Origin of the sequence: Acinetobacter sp. YQ_14 (genome assembly GCF_043102985.1) — a bacterium.
GTDB lineage: Bacteria > Pseudomonadota > Gammaproteobacteria > Pseudomonadales > Moraxellaceae > Acinetobacter > Acinetobacter venetianus.
In genome coordinates, this window is record NZ_JBICJJ010000011.1 from 164039 (window position 1) to 177393 (window position 13355).

Below are 13355 nucleotides of genomic sequence, written 5' to 3' on the forward strand. Positions count from 1 at the left end.
TTTATTGGAATATTTAATGGATAGTTATTATCCTGATTAAACCACGCATTAATGTAAATAAGAATCATTATCTTAATTACCTTTTAATGTATTCAGATAAAAACGCCACTCATCTTCAATCATCTGACTTAAAGGCCTTTTTGGCGACCAATTTAAAATGCGTTCGGCTTTTTCAATTTTTGCACCTAGTTGAGCCAGTTCCTGATGTTGATAAACTGCAGGTTGCACGCGTACCTCTGTTTGAGTCACTTTAGCAACCTCCTCCAAAAGTGCTTGTATCGAAGTCATTTGATCATGCGCGATATTGAAGTTTTCCAAACAACCTTGCTGTGTCGTAAACCAATTCAATGTTGCTAATACAGCATCACAAACATCGAGAACGTGTAAAAAACTCCGCTCAACAGTACCATCATCCGTCTCTGCTTGATTTTGTAATTCAATACAATCACGTTGCATTGCTGCAACTTGTAAAGCCAGAGGCACAATATTTTTAGGAAGTTGAGTAACATATTCACCCAATACACCGTGCTCAAATGCGCCGACGATATTGGACAAACGGAGATTCACAATCTTCCATTCATGGTCAACTCTATAGGTATCCGCGATAATATTTTCTACCATTTGTTGCGTACGAACATATGGATTTGGATAGTTATAATTAAATTCAGTTTCTTCAGTCAGTTCAGCATCAGATTTTCCATAAACAGCCAAACTAGACAGATTAATGAGCTGCCTAACTCCCATTCGCTGCATTGCGCGAAGTAAACTCATAATACTGCTGACATTGTCATTGTAGTACTCAAGAGGTTTTAAGTTAGACTCTTCCAGTGATTTAAAACTCGCTGTATGAATCACGGTATCAATTGAATATTGTTCAAAAACTTTATTTAAAGCAGGCGTATTTCTTACATCAAGCTTCGCAAATGGAATATACATTCCAGAAATATATTCTAGACGTTCCAAGGTCTGCAAAGTCGAATTGGCTAAATTATCAACAATGACGATCTCTTGACCGCGGGCCAATAGACTCAAAGCAATATGCGAACCGATAAAGCCTAAACCACCTGTCACCAAAATCATTGTATACTTACCTTCTTTTTAATATATCCATCATCGTTTTGTCTTCGCGACCATAGTGAATGTTCAATGAGTACACTACTATTAATTACCTCAGCACCTACTTCGATTATGGCTTGGCATGCATTTGGTTTAGCACAAGCACTGCAAAATAAGCATGAGGAATTTCGTGTCTTCTTTTACCAAGACGGTGTTCATGTTGCGAATGATTTACAGTGGTATCCTGATGATCAACGCAACTTAAAACAAGAATGGCAAAAGCTCGGCATTCGACTCCCTGTCTGTGTCAGTGCTGCCCTTGCACGGGGTATCACTGATGCCAGCAATGCACAACGTCATTCACTTCAACACCACAACCTAGCTCAAAGTTTTGAGTTGGTTGGACTTGGAGAGCTTGCTGATGCTGTGCAAAGCTGTTCTCGTTTAATTCAATTTTAATTCAAGTTTTTTAATAGAGTGTTGCTTTAAAAAGGTAAATTGTGTGAAATCTGTACTCGTCATCCTAACGCAGCCCAATTTAACTAGTTTACAGATCAATGAAAGTTTGTCTGCAACTATGGTTTTAGCAACCTTTGGTATTTCTGTCAAAGTATTATTGAAAGATGCTGCACTAAGTTTATTGGACAATAAATTAGAGTTCGATCAATTGAAATTCGCGTTTAAAATCGCTGCCAATATGGTCGAAAGTTTTGAATTTTACGACCTAACGCCAATATTAGTTGAAACTAAAAATCAGGCACTACCAATTGTAAAAAATACTGATCAGGAAATTGAATTTATCAACATTCAACCTGAGTTTATTCAATCATTTGACCATGTTTTATATTGGTAAGGTCATTTATGCAAAAGCACACTCTTTTTCTTGTTCAAGCACCCTATGCTAATTTAAATAAAATTTGGACTGAGTTGCCTCTGATGGCTCAAGCCAATGATTCTATTGTTGTAATGGGTGAAGCATTACTTCACATTCCTGAGAATATCTTGGCTACTTTTTCTCATATCTACTGTTTAAGTAACGAACAAAACCTACTCAATGACTCAGTAAAAGATCGAATGAGCATCATCGAATATTCGCAATTTGCAGATTTAGTTTTACAATTCGAGCGTTCTATTTCTTTGAAATAAAGAAATATGAAGTTAATTTAAAATTTACTTAGGCTATTTTATGCAATTAGAATTGGATCAAGATGGTCATTTGGTGGATTACACCATTTGGAATCAAGAAGTTGCACAAGAACTCGCTAAATCTTTGGATTTGGAATTAACAGAATGGCACTTTGAGGTGCTTAATGCTGTTCGTCAATTTTATCAGCAGTATGGTCATTCGCCAGCAACTCGTCCGTTGATCAAGTTTTTAATGAAAACTGTGAGTCCTGAAATCAACAATGCCGTGCTGCAACAAAGATTCAATACAGGTTTAGTCGCTCGTCATTTAAGTCGACTTGCTGGTGTGCCTAAACCTGCAAATTGCTTATAAATATCATATTCAAGCAAATTTCTTTGCACAAGCAACACAAATAATGACTGCAACAGTTATCACAAACATTGCAACACTCACTTGCTCATGTAAAAGGACAGCTGCGATTGCAAGCCCAAAAATCGGTTGAAGCAGCTGCAATTGACCAACCTTTGCAATGCCGCCTTGTGCCAAGCCTTTGTACCAAAAAAAGAAACCAATCAGCATACTAAAAATCGATACATAAGCTAAACCCAATTTTGCCTGTAGCGGAATTAACTCGAAATTGGTGGGTAAATACAAATATGAGAGTAATAACATGATCGGAAGTGTTATTAACAAAGCCCAACAAATCACTTGCCAACCACCTAAATGCTTTGACAACTTCCCTCCTTCTGCATAACCAAAACCGCAAAGTAAAATCGCCACTAACATGAAAAAATCACCATAGTTAAATGACCAACTTTGCGTTTGAAACAACATAAAAGCAAAAACAAGAGAAGCACCAAAAATAGCAAATAACCAAAAGATTAAACTTGGTCTTTCTCCACTACGAATGACACCAAAGATAGCCGTAGCCAATGGCAACAAACCAATAAAAACGATGGTGTGCGCCGCACTCACATACTGTAAAGCAAGTGCGGTAAAGAGTGGAAATCCGACAACAACACCTATCGAAACATATAAGAGAGAAAGCCAGTCTTGTCTTTCGGGTAATTTTTGTCGAGACAGTATGAGGAGAAATAATGCTAAAACACCAGCTATAGCCGCCCTCGCAGCAGTTAAAAAAGTTGGACTCATATCCATCACGGCAACGCGAGTAGCTGGTAGCGACCCTGCAAATATCACTACGCCAACAAGCCCATTCAACCAACCATCACGCATCGCTTTCATATATATTCTCCAAACCTATATGGAAAATTTAAACTGTGATAAGGTAATTGCACCATACACAATACAGTACAATATTAAATAACTGTATTGGTATATAAACCAATACAGTTGAGATCATTGATGAAAAATACAAAAATAGATTTTGTGGTATCGCATATCAACGAACAAATTAAGATGCGGTCATTAACCACAGGCTCACGGCTTCCTTCAGTACGTGCTTTAGCCAAAACTCTCAATCTATCTATATCAACAATCGTCGAAGCATATGAAAGACTGGCTGCTAAAGGCTTAATTGAGTCAAAAACAGGCTCAGGTTTTTTTGTCTCAGCACCTTTAGCTCCTTTATCTATCTCAGAAATCCATCCTAAAATAATCGACAGAACGATTGATCCACTTTGGATTTCTAGACAATCTTTAGAAGCACAACAAAATGTTTTAAAGCCGGGTTGTGGTTGGCTACCAGATGACTGGATGCCACACGAAAATATACGCAAAGCCATCCGAACAGTTTCTAAGACTGATGCCAAAATCCTGACAGATTACTCAACACCGCTTGGTTTAAAGTCACTTCGAGAATTAATTTCCCGCAGAATCTTGAACAAAGGTATTGAAGCATTGCCTGACCAAATCTTACTGACGGATTCAGGTACACAAGCTATTGATTTAATTTGTCGTTATTTTCTTAAACCGAATGATGTGGTTTTAGTCGATGATCCTTGTTATTTCAATTTCCATGCTTTACTCAAAGTACATCAAATTCAGATCATTGGTATCCCATATACTCAAACTGGGCCTGATTTAGACGGATTTGCAGAAGCAATCCAGAAGTATAATCCTCGGCTCTACATCACAAACTCAGGTATACACAACCCAACAGGAGCTATTTTAACTCCAACGACCGCATATCAAGTTTTAAAACTTGTTGAGAACTCCAATCTCATCGTAATTGAAGATGATATTTTTGCTGATCTTGAATTAAATTCAGCCCCTCGTCTTGCCGCCTTGGATGGTCTTTCTCGTGTCATACAAATCGGTAGTTTCTCAAAAACATTATCTGGTTCTGTACGGACTGGCTATATCGCGAGCAAGTCAGAATGGATTAATGATTTGACCGATATCAAAATTGCGACAAGTTTTGGAGGTAATCATTTATCAGCAGAGATTTTGTATATTGCACTTACAGATGGAAGTTATCGTAAATATTTAGAGGAATTAAAAATACGGCTTGCAAAAGCGATGGATTTTACCATTAAAAATTTAGAAAAATTAGGGATTCAGCCTTGGATTAAACCACAAGCAGGCATCTTCTTATGGTGTAAATTAGATAAGCATTTAGACAGTTCTCGTATCGCACAAAAATGTCTTGAACAAGGTGTTATTTTAGCACCCGGAAATGCATTTAGTCAGAGTCAGCAATATCAAAATTTTATACGCTTCAATGTTGCACAATGCCAAAATTCAAAAGTTTTTGAAGTCCTATCTCATGCTATAAAACATGAAATAGAACAATATCGATTATGAATTAAGCTGTTTTTTGCTTTTGCTCAACGAAGGCAAAATATCCAGGACCAGCGGCTACGCGCACATCTTGGACATGAATCTGATCATTACATTCGGAGCAAACCACTTTAGGATTAATTTTTTTACCACAGCTTTTATGAGTAAATTCAAGCGGCTTCCCCATTCCTAGATCCATCCATTTATCCGCCCACTGCACCATCGCAAGGATAATTGGATATAAATCCAAACCTTTTTCAGTAAGTTGGTATTCAAAACGTTCTTGGCGTTGTACATAAGGCACTTTGACTAAAATTTCATGTTCGACTAAACGCTTCAAACGCTCAGAGAGAACATGCCGCGTCAATCCTAAACTACGTTGAAAATCATCAAAACGGCGTACCCCCATAAAAGCATTCCGCAGAATTAACATTGTCCAACGATCACCCAAAACTGAAAGTGTTCTCGCGACAGAACACGGCTGATCACCAATTTCTTCCCATTTCATTATTATCACCTGATTATTTTTAAAGTTTTAAAAAGACATCTTCCATGTCTTGAACCGTAATGCTTAGAATCTAAACAATATAAAATATACACTAAACCAGCTTTGCTATCAGATGCAATATTGGTACTTGGCTAAAAGTACCAAAAATGTATCGATTCGATAACTTGATGGAAATCAATCAGCTGATAATAAACAATCCAGATAATTCACGACCTGCTTCCAGCTTTTCATTTGCTGGAATTCGCACTAAACAGTTTGCCTGCATCAAATTACTGAGCATATGTGATTGCTGCTTAGCCAAACTTTTCAGCTTTAATTGGCCTTGTTCAAAATAAGCATGCATTCTTAAAAATCGTTCACGCGCATCCGACTTGAGATCATGGGTTAAAATACCATTAAACCATTGAATGTCATGTCGTTGATTTTGCAACGCATCAAGTAAAACTTTGCCGTAAACCTGCATTGAAACGTAAACCGCAGCAGGATTCCCCGGTAAACCTAATAAGTAGCAGTGGTGTAGATTGTGCTTATATTCAGCAAAAAATAGTGGTTTCCCCGGCTTCTGCTTAACTTTCCAGAAAATTTGCTCGAACCCTGTTTCAAACGCGCATGGGCGAACAAAGTCATAATCACCAACTGAAACGCCACCGGTAGTAATAATCACATCGAATTGCTGTTTTAAACGTTCAAAACACTGAGTCACCAATGAGGCTTCATCAGCAATATGTAAAATTTCAACCTCTAGTCCATAGTCTTTAAACCATGCTTTTAAAAGTGGACCATTGGCATCAAAGACTTTACCTGCTTTGAGATCGTAAGGTGTTTCAGCGACTTCATCACCCGTGATCACCACAGCCACTTTAGGGATTTTAAATACATTGAGTTGTTGAACACCTGCCATGCTTAAAGCAGCTAATCCACCAATATTGATTTTCTGGTCAACTTCAGCAAGTGTTTGTCCAAGTTGGACTTCTTCACCAGTAAATCGAATATCTGCCTGTGGCTTAATGTGTTCAACTAGACGAATTTTTTGATCTGTTTCAATCGCAACAATTTCTTGACGGGCAACATGCGTCGTACCCTCTGGCACTTTACCACCCGTAAAAATACGAATCGCCTGTCCATCTAAAAGCCGATGTTCAATATCGCTCCCCGCTTTAATTTCCCCAATAACATGAAATACTTCGTCTTGAAGTTGCTCAGCAGTCGTGTGTAATGCATAACCATCTACTGCACTTTGCGAAAAACTAGGCAAATCAACAGGTGAGACAACATCTTGAGCTAAGTAGCGATTGAGACATTCCCCTAAAGGTAATGTCTCTGTCATTAATGCTTCAGGTGTTGATCGCATCAACGTAAGTGCTTCATCAATACTTATGAGACCTTTCTCAGCACCACATCCCGACATTATTCATATCCTCCTGGATGCGGTAGATCACGACAAACATCAAAGATATGTACCAAGGCAGGCAAAATTGCAGCCATTGATTCACTTGCACCACCACGACTTCCTGGTAAGGTCACAATTAATGAACGATCAATAAATCCTGCAACTCCACGCGACATGGCAGCATAAGGGGTCCGTTTTTGTCCGAATGCACGCGCTGCTTCCATCAAACCATCCAATTTACGTTCGAGTAATGGTTCTAATGTATCTACAGTAATATCGCGTTTACCAATCCCTGTACCACCAACAGTCATAACGCAAGCATAAGACTTTGTTAACTCTAAAACCAAATCTTTTAATTGATCAGATTCATCAGGCAAAATCTGGTAATGAATCGGATCAAAACCAGCTTCAGTCAAGGTTTCAACCACAGATTTTCCAGCGGTGTCAGGTTTACGTCCTGCAGCAACGGTATCAGATAACACAATGACTGCCGCAGAAACAGGTTGACGTAGCGTCCGTTTAAAATGTGATTTTCCGCCTTTTTTCTTAAGCAATTTACATTGATCTAGGCATAACTCATCTGGTTCACAATGCGGTTTTAGCATATCGTAAATGGTCAAACCAGCAAGACTCGCAGCGGTCAACGCTTCCATCTCAACTCCAGTCGGCCCAATCGTTTCAACAGTGGCTAAAATCAGCACATGATCATCTTGCAATGTATAATCAATATCTGCACGGTAAATCGGTAACGGATGACAAAGCGGAATCAGCTCATCTGTTCTCTTTGCCGCCAAAATACCTGCAATACGTGCTGTTTTAAGAGCATCACCTTTTTCGGTATTTCCATCGCGAAGTAACTGAATACAATGTGATGGTGCATATAAAATTGCTTGTGCTTCTGCAACACGATAACTTTCGGGTTTCATCCCTACATTTTTCATTTTTACTTCCTAAGACTTAATCGTGTGTATGTGCACAATGTTCATGGTGATGATGTGCATGTTTTGCACTTTTTTCTTCTTTAGCTAACGAAGAACTTGTTTGCTCGGTTGCATCTTTCCGAATACAGCAGCCTTCAACATATTGGCTCGTTCCATCCATGAAAAATTCTTCTTTCCAAATCGGAACTTCATGCTTGACACGTTCAACGGCCTCTTCACAGGCTTGAAACGCTTCACGGCGATGTGCGGCATATGCAATTGCAATAATCGCTGTTTCACTTACATCCAAATAACCAATACGATGAATCACGCGAACATAAGAGACTTCTGAATATTTAGCTTTTACGTCTTGTTCGATTTCACGAATCATTTTTTCAGCAACAGGCGTATAAGAGGTATATTTCAATGCCTTAACGGCTTTACCTTCATGGTGATTGCGTACTGTGCCAATAAAAACATCGACACCACCACATTCAGGAAAATCTTGAATCGGATCAAAACTATCCAAGCTTAAAGCCTGATCTTGAACTCTGGCGAACTCACGCATTTTTCATCCTCCAGCTACGGGTGATAATAAAACAAGGGTACATGATGTCGGCAAGGAAACTTGTCTTGTCACAATATCTTCGCCAATTGCACATGCACATTTTTCCATGGCAAGTGCTGCATCAGGATATAATCCAACGATATGTGTTAAAACATCTTGAACCTGTTGATCTGCTGCAAACTCAAATGCAAGTGCCTTTGGTAACAAGCGCTCAATCGCGCCAAAAGCTTCAATTTTGATTTCAATGGTTTGCATATTTTCCTTAGACCACCTTTTTTAACTAACCACCCAGCATGTGCATACTGATTTTACGTACATGTTGATTCTGTATTGCATGATAACCTTTTGCCTTATGCCAAATATAAGGCTTAATCTGCTGATCAAGTTGTTGAAACATTTTTTCTTTGATCGCTCGTTGTAGATAAGGTTTGATATTTAAACCTTGTTGAGCAAATAGACAATTATACAATTCACCTTGAGCCGTTAATCGAATCCGATCGCAGTCGCCACAAAATGAATGGGTAATCGTTGAGATAATACCTATTGTATATTGGTCATCTAAACGGTATTGACGCGCTGGCTCATGCTGTTGTTGCAAAACATGAATGTCATAATGAGGTTGTAACTGCGCCAAAATATCGGCTTCACTCACCACAGCTTGATCAGTCCAATGCTGATCGCCATCTAAAGGCATAAATTCAATAAAACGCAGTGGTATGTTCTGTTGTTTCGCCCAATTGACCATCGGCAAAATCTGATCTTCATTTTGTCCTTTGATGAGCACACAATTAATTTTAAATGGCAGCCCCACACGTTGTGCCGCTTGAATACCACTCAACACGGGTGCTAAATCTTTTTTAGTGAGTTGTTTGAATTGATCAGCATCCAGACTATCCAAACTAATGTTTAAATCATCCAAACCTGCTTGTTTCAATTGTTCTGCATATTTAGCCAGATAATGACCATTGGTCGTGATCGAGATTCGCTTTAAGCCAATTGCTCTTAGGCTTTGTAAATCACGAATAAAATGAACCACACCTTTACGCATCAAAGGTTCACCACCTGTAATACGGATATTTTCAATGCCTTGCTTAACCATATATTGGCAAAAGACCAACAAAGCCTCAAAACTCAATAAATCTTGTTTTTTCATCCATTCTGGATGCTCAGGCATACAATAAACGCATTTGAAATTGCATCGATCAGTTACAGAAATCCGTAACTTACGCTTAATACGACCATACTGATCTTGCAAGATCGGTAACATCGTTTCAGGGCTCTCATGCTTCATCATATGCACTCATTTTGGGAACACTTTTCTTCGTCTAAGCACAAGTAGCGTGCATTCTTGTTCTTTGCCCAAACGTAGAAGTTTTAATATAGCAATAATTATTCCAGTATTAAAAGCCAGTTAAGTGCTCAGTAGTTTATTCGTTCAAATAGACAACTCTTTCAATCTACTCATGAAAATACACAATGTCTTGCGTATTTTTGTTGTATTGACATCGCACCACTTTAGACCACAGAAATGAAATTTAGGAATAATGTGGTGCAAAATAGTCAACTCACTTAAGCATCTACCCGTTCTAATCGAACAGGTACATATTTATGATATGGCGTCTTCGACAATGGATCACAATGTTCTGTGGAGGTTAACCGATTCAGTTGTGGCCCAATTGGTTCACCATCACGGTAACGAATTCCATAACCATGAGGCAATGACACCACACCTTGACGCATTCCTTCATCTAACTCAACAACGACTTGAATGTTTCCATGTTCAGATACGCATTGCAATGTGTGACCTGTTTCCACACCAAAATCAGCAGCATCATGAGGATTCATTCTCAAACGTCCTTCCGCATCCACTTTGCGCCAAGCAGGGTCACGATAAATTTGATTGGCATTATAACTACGGCGTTCGCCTGCCAATAAAATAAATGGGAAACTATCACTCAATTTTGCAGCTTGCTGTTTTAACTGAGCCAGCTCAATCAACATCTCAGGAATAGCCAAACGGATTTTTTTATCTTTATAGGCAATCAAACTCCAAACATCATCGTATTCATGCTGAGATAACACAATCCCTGAACGTTGTTTTAAAATTGCTTGAAATAGTTTCACACCTAGATTCAAACGATTACCTAGATATCCTGCTTGTTTCACAGCCTTATAGTGCTGAGCAGCGTATTGCATACATAAGGGTAATAACAAAGCAGTTGATGCAGCATCGTCAGGCAATATTTTACCTAAGCTTCGATAAACAATTGAAGCGGCAAAAGGAATCTGTTTCTTATTTTTTGCAAAGCTTGCTGCCAAAGCAGTGAAATAAGCAAGAAAAGCTGTTTTGTCCGAATCTTTTTCAGCAATTTTGCTTAAAATTGGAAATTTTTTAGGAATGACCTTCATTGCTTCTAATAAGCGCGTATAAATCTCTGCTTCAGGTAAGGTATTCCCTTGTGGTTTGAATAAAGGATGACGTAAATGGAAACCATTTTTAGGAAATTCTAAGTTAAACCCCGTGAACTCCCATTTCTCAAACTGGCTATGCGCAGGCAAAATATAATGAGCTAAACGTGCTGTTTCAGTCATTGCGACATCCACAACCACCAACAAATCTAAAGACTGAAACGCCTGCTCATATGCTGCCGTATCCGCATAAGTGAGTAATGGGTTGCAACTATCGACAAACACCGCACGAACACGCTGATCACCCGCTTTTAAAATTTCATCTGGCAAAATGTTCGGTGGAAAAAATCCAGAGATTGGGAACATTTTATGATAAACTGTACGGCGATATTTAGGATTTCGCTCATCGGTATTGGTGAGAATTGGGACAAACATGGTATGTAAATTATTAGTGCCTTGTTTGCCAAAATTCCCAGTCAATAAATACAAAAGCTTTTCTAAATAGCCATTTAAAGTCGTATTTAAGGTGTGTTGAATCCCTAAATCAATCCGCACACAGCCACTTTTGGCTTTGGCAAAATCACGCACGATTTGATAAATCAGTTCCACGGAAACATCTGCTTTTTGAATATATTGTTCGACTGGAACTGCAAGAAAAGCTTTCTTTACTTCTTCAAAGCCATGCGTATGTTGTTGAATAAATGCTTGATCATATAACTCTTCACGCAACATGATCGCAATCATGGCAGACATTAAATAAGAATCTGTTCCAGGCTTTAATTGAACGTGAATATCTGCCTGTTTTGCAGTTTCGGTGACACGCGGATCAAACACCACCATGGTACGATTTGGATCTTTCTTAATATGTTTTAGCGTATCTCGTGCATTAGGAATGCCATGTGCTTGAAACGGATTTGTCCCAATAAAGAGCACATAATCTGCATACTCGACATCTTCAGTGGTATGGCATGCCTGACTACCAAACAAACGACCATTGACCCAAAAATCACCTGTTTTCTCTTGCGCCAAAGAGTTATACGCATAAAAACTTTTCATGGCATATAGCAATTGACGACCATAAGCAGCACCCAAATGATTGCCCTGACCACCGCCACCCACCGATGCAAATGCAGTTCCACCATAGGTATTTCGTATATGGACAAGCTGATCAGCAATTTCTTGAATCGCTTGTTCCCATGTAACCTCTGTGAATGAACCATCTGCCTGTCGTTTTAATGGTGAGGTTAAGCGATCAGCATGTTGTTGATAATGCTGTAATCTCGCGGCTTTCTGACAAATATAACCTTGGGAAAAATGATGTTGTTCATCCCCCTTAATTTTTTTGAATTGATTATTTTCAATTTCGACACTTAAACCACAATTTCGTGAACATAGAATGCATGCTGTCACATCTTGTCTAACGGCTGAGTTTGTCATTTTTATTTCCCCAATTTTTTATTGAAATTGTCCCATTAAACAGATCTGACCTTCAGAACCAACAACTCGAACAAAACATTGATCTTGCTCCGTACTGATCTCAACTTGATTATGCCTAGACGGCAATTTCACAGGTTTTAAAAATCGGATATCGATTTGTTTTCTAGACTCAGGCAGAAACTCAAAACTACGAGCAAATACGCCAAAACCATGCAAAACTTTCTGACCAAAACTCGATAGTTTTGCAAGTGGTCCAACCCAGTGTATTGGATTGAAATCACCCGTTAATAGCGCAAATTTAAAGCCATCATCAGCTGTTGCTGACCATTGCCCTAAAGTTTGCCAATTTTTTTGATCTACCTTTTCAGTACGTTTCATCTTTTTGAAATTTGGCAAAATAAATGCCATATGCAATACGGCTTCAATCAACTCTGGTTCGATGACTGTCCCTGTTTTGATCTGCACCGAAACTCTAGCGAGACCATTGCGTTCGTCAACCTGTGAAATTTTGGCTTGAACCATGAGCTTTTCGTTTCGAGGAAGCTCACCATGTATCGTCAAACTTACTCCTTGATTGATCACTTGGCTCAATGGATAACTGGTTTGCAATAATAATCGTGTCGCAAAAGAAAATCCCCATTGTGAAACCATATGCGCGGGGATTGAGTTGTTATATTTATTAGGTGCTGCATCACTCCATTGAATATAGTGCTCAATCAATTTAGTACTTGGTGGATCAATAATTTCCGTAATCGGAGCTAAAGCTTGCCAATTCACTGTGGCTAGTTTCTTTTTAGCAATACTTCGCAACCCGATCTTACCCAATCCTACTAGCGTTGCTTGATGTTCAAACAGAAATTGCAGAGGTATCTGCTGATAACGTAAGGCGACCATTTGGCGCTCCTGTTGATTTTATTTTTCTAGCATTCTTATTTTGATCAATCTTAATATAGACATGAACAGAAAATAAGAAGCACAATGTTAAACATATTAGTTCCAAAATAGAACTTATAAATTTAAAGGTCAATAGCTCTTATCAGAAATTCATAAAAACAATTTATCAATCAAAAATGCACTTCATACAAAATAAGCGCTTTTAAAACGTGAAAAATCACTATTCTTGGTTTAATCTCAAGGATATTGAAAAAAGGCTTTGAAAGAACAAAACTCCTTCAAGCTTACATCACTATTGGTTAAAT

15 protein-coding genes are annotated in these 13355 nt (G+C 38.6%); 5 read left to right on the forward strand and 10 right to left on the reverse strand.

From position 1 onward, the window contains the following. Positions 1 to 72: 72 nt before the first annotated feature. Positions 73 to 1080, reverse strand: a complete 1008-nt coding sequence (locus tag ACF8D3_RS05860; protein ID WP_061397483.1) for an SDR family NAD(P)-dependent oxidoreductase — start codon at positions 1078 to 1080, stop codon at positions 73 to 75. A gap of 66 nt (positions 1081 to 1146) precedes the next feature. Between ACF8D3_RS05860 and tusD the strand changes: the two genes are divergently transcribed. Genes tusD through ACF8D3_RS05880 form a run of 4 tightly spaced genes read left to right on the forward strand, consistent with a single transcriptional unit; the run spans position 1147 to position 2554 of the window. Continuing rightward, positions 1147 to 1515, forward strand: coding sequence for a sulfurtransferase complex subunit TusD (tusD, locus tag ACF8D3_RS05865; protein ID WP_007482254.1), 369 nt, complete (start codon positions 1147 to 1149; stop codon positions 1513 to 1515). A gap of 43 nt (positions 1516 to 1558) precedes the next feature. Beyond that, positions 1559 to 1909, forward strand: a complete 351-nt coding sequence (locus ACF8D3_RS05870; protein ID WP_004879310.1) for a hypothetical protein — start codon at positions 1559 to 1561, stop codon at positions 1907 to 1909. An 8-nt stretch (positions 1910 to 1917) separates the two neighbouring features. Continuing rightward, positions 1918 to 2202 (forward strand): hypothetical protein, encoded by a 285-nt coding sequence (locus ACF8D3_RS05875; protein ID WP_278397165.1) that lies wholly within the window; start codon positions 1918 to 1920, stop codon positions 2200 to 2202. A 40-nt stretch (positions 2203 to 2242) separates the two neighbouring features. Continuing rightward, positions 2243 to 2554 carry a TusE/DsrC/DsvC family sulfur relay protein gene (locus tag ACF8D3_RS05880; protein ID WP_278397167.1) on the forward strand — a complete coding sequence of 104 codons (312 nt, stop codon included), beginning with the start codon at positions 2243 to 2245 and terminating at the stop codon, positions 2552 to 2554. Between the two features lie 9 nt (positions 2555 to 2563). On the opposite strand, the gene ACF8D3_RS05885 is transcribed toward ACF8D3_RS05880, so the two are convergent. Continuing rightward, a complete protein-coding gene (locus tag ACF8D3_RS05885) occupies positions 2564 to 3427 on the reverse strand; it encodes a DMT family transporter (RefSeq protein WP_392470670.1) in 864 nt (287 codons plus the stop codon). A gap of 120 nt (positions 3428 to 3547) precedes the next feature. On the opposite strand from ACF8D3_RS05885, the gene ACF8D3_RS05890 reads away from it, so the two are divergent. Beyond that, positions 3548 to 4948 (forward strand): PLP-dependent aminotransferase family protein, encoded by a 1401-nt coding sequence (locus ACF8D3_RS05890; protein ID WP_392470673.1) that lies wholly within the window; start codon positions 3548 to 3550, stop codon positions 4946 to 4948. Between the two features lies 1 nt (position 4949). Here the strand turns inward: ACF8D3_RS05890 and ACF8D3_RS05895 are convergent, their stop codons facing one another. The 8 genes from ACF8D3_RS05895 to ACF8D3_RS05930 form a co-directional block, all read right to left on the reverse strand. Further along, positions 4950 to 5432, reverse strand: a complete 483-nt coding sequence (locus ACF8D3_RS05895) for a helix-turn-helix domain-containing protein (RefSeq protein WP_007482267.1) — start codon at positions 5430 to 5432, stop codon at positions 4950 to 4952. A gap of 178 nt (positions 5433 to 5610) precedes the next feature. Then, positions 5611 to 6840: a molybdopterin molybdotransferase MoeA gene (locus ACF8D3_RS05900; RefSeq protein ID WP_392470675.1), complete on the reverse strand. Its 1230-nt coding sequence runs from the start codon at positions 6838 to 6840 to the stop codon at positions 5611 to 5613. Then, positions 6840 to 7763, reverse strand: a complete 924-nt coding sequence (moaCB, locus tag ACF8D3_RS05905) for a bifunctional molybdenum cofactor biosynthesis protein MoaC/MoaB (RefSeq protein ID WP_392470676.1) — start codon at positions 7761 to 7763, stop codon at positions 6840 to 6842. The genes ACF8D3_RS05900 and moaCB overlap by 1 nt, the downstream gene beginning before the upstream one ends. A gap of 16 nt (positions 7764 to 7779) precedes the next feature. Beyond that, the gene (locus ACF8D3_RS05910; RefSeq protein ID WP_004879297.1) at positions 7780 to 8310 is read right to left on the reverse strand and encodes a molybdenum cofactor biosynthesis protein MoaE; all 531 of its coding nucleotides are present in this window, start codon (positions 8308 to 8310) and stop codon (positions 7780 to 7782) included. A 3-nt stretch (positions 8311 to 8313) separates the two neighbouring features. Continuing rightward, entirely contained in the window at positions 8314 to 8565 is a 252-nt protein-coding gene (locus ACF8D3_RS05915; RefSeq protein ID WP_004879296.1) for a MoaD/ThiS family protein, read from the reverse strand. Between the two features lie 25 nt (positions 8566 to 8590). Then, positions 8591 to 9610, reverse strand: a complete 1020-nt coding sequence (gene moaA, locus ACF8D3_RS05920; protein WP_373278692.1) for a GTP 3',8-cyclase MoaA — start codon at positions 9608 to 9610, stop codon at positions 8591 to 8593. A 269-nt stretch (positions 9611 to 9879) separates the two neighbouring features. Further along, positions 9880 to 12156: a molybdopterin-dependent oxidoreductase gene (locus ACF8D3_RS05925; protein WP_392470677.1), complete on the reverse strand. Its 2277-nt coding sequence runs from the start codon at positions 12154 to 12156 to the stop codon at positions 9880 to 9882. Between the two features lie 18 nt (positions 12157 to 12174). Then, positions 12175 to 13050 carry a MaoC/PaaZ C-terminal domain-containing protein gene (locus ACF8D3_RS05930; protein ID WP_392470678.1) on the reverse strand — a complete coding sequence of 292 codons (876 nt, stop codon included), beginning with the start codon at positions 13048 to 13050 and terminating at the stop codon, positions 12175 to 12177. Between the last annotated feature and the right edge of the window lie 305 nt (positions 13051 to 13355).

What these genes read in the sequence shown, in the direction of transcription:
- ACF8D3_RS05860 (WP_061397483.1), bottom strand. Translation starts at nt 1,080, where the DNA reads ATGATTTTGGTGACAGGTGGTTTAGGCTTTATCGGTTCGCATATTGCT.
- tusD (WP_007482254.1), top strand. Translation starts at nt 1,147, where the DNA reads ATGAGTACACTACTATTAATTACCTCAGCACCTACTTCGATTATGGCT.
- ACF8D3_RS05875 (WP_278397165.1), top strand. Translation starts at nt 1,918, where the DNA reads ATGCAAAAGCACACTCTTTTTCTTGTTCAAGCACCCTATGCTAATTTA.
- ACF8D3_RS05880 (WP_278397167.1), top strand. Translation starts at nt 2,243, where the DNA reads ATGCAATTAGAATTGGATCAAGATGGTCATTTGGTGGATTACACCATT.
- ACF8D3_RS05885 (WP_392470670.1), bottom strand. Translation starts at nt 3,427, where the DNA reads ATGAAAGCGATGCGTGATGGTTGGTTGAATGGGCTTGTTGGCGTAGTG.
- ACF8D3_RS05890 (WP_392470673.1), top strand. Translation starts at nt 3,548, where the DNA reads ATGAAAAATACAAAAATAGATTTTGTGGTATCGCATATCAACGAACAA.
- ACF8D3_RS05895 (WP_007482267.1), bottom strand. Translation starts at nt 5,432, where the DNA reads ATGAAATGGGAAGAAATTGGTGATCAGCCGTGTTCTGTCGCGAGAACA.
- ACF8D3_RS05900 (WP_392470675.1), bottom strand. Translation starts at nt 6,840, where the DNA reads ATGTCGGGATGTGGTGCTGAGAAAGGTCTCATAAGTATTGATGAAGCA.
- moaCB (WP_392470676.1), bottom strand. Translation starts at nt 7,763, where the DNA reads ATGAAAAATGTAGGGATGAAACCCGAAAGTTATCGTGTTGCAGAAGCA.
- ACF8D3_RS05910 (WP_004879297.1), bottom strand. Translation starts at nt 8,310, where the DNA reads ATGCGTGAGTTCGCCAGAGTTCAAGATCAGGCTTTAAGCTTGGATAGT.
- ACF8D3_RS05915 (WP_004879296.1), bottom strand. Translation starts at nt 8,565, where the DNA reads ATGCAAACCATTGAAATCAAAATTGAAGCTTTTGGCGCGATTGAGCGC.
- ACF8D3_RS05925 (WP_392470677.1), bottom strand. Translation starts at nt 12,156, where the DNA reads ATGACAAACTCAGCCGTTAGACAAGATGTGACAGCATGCATTCTATGT.
- ACF8D3_RS05930 (WP_392470678.1), bottom strand. Translation starts at nt 13,050, where the DNA reads ATGGTCGCCTTACGTTATCAGCAGATACCTCTGCAATTTCTGTTTGAA.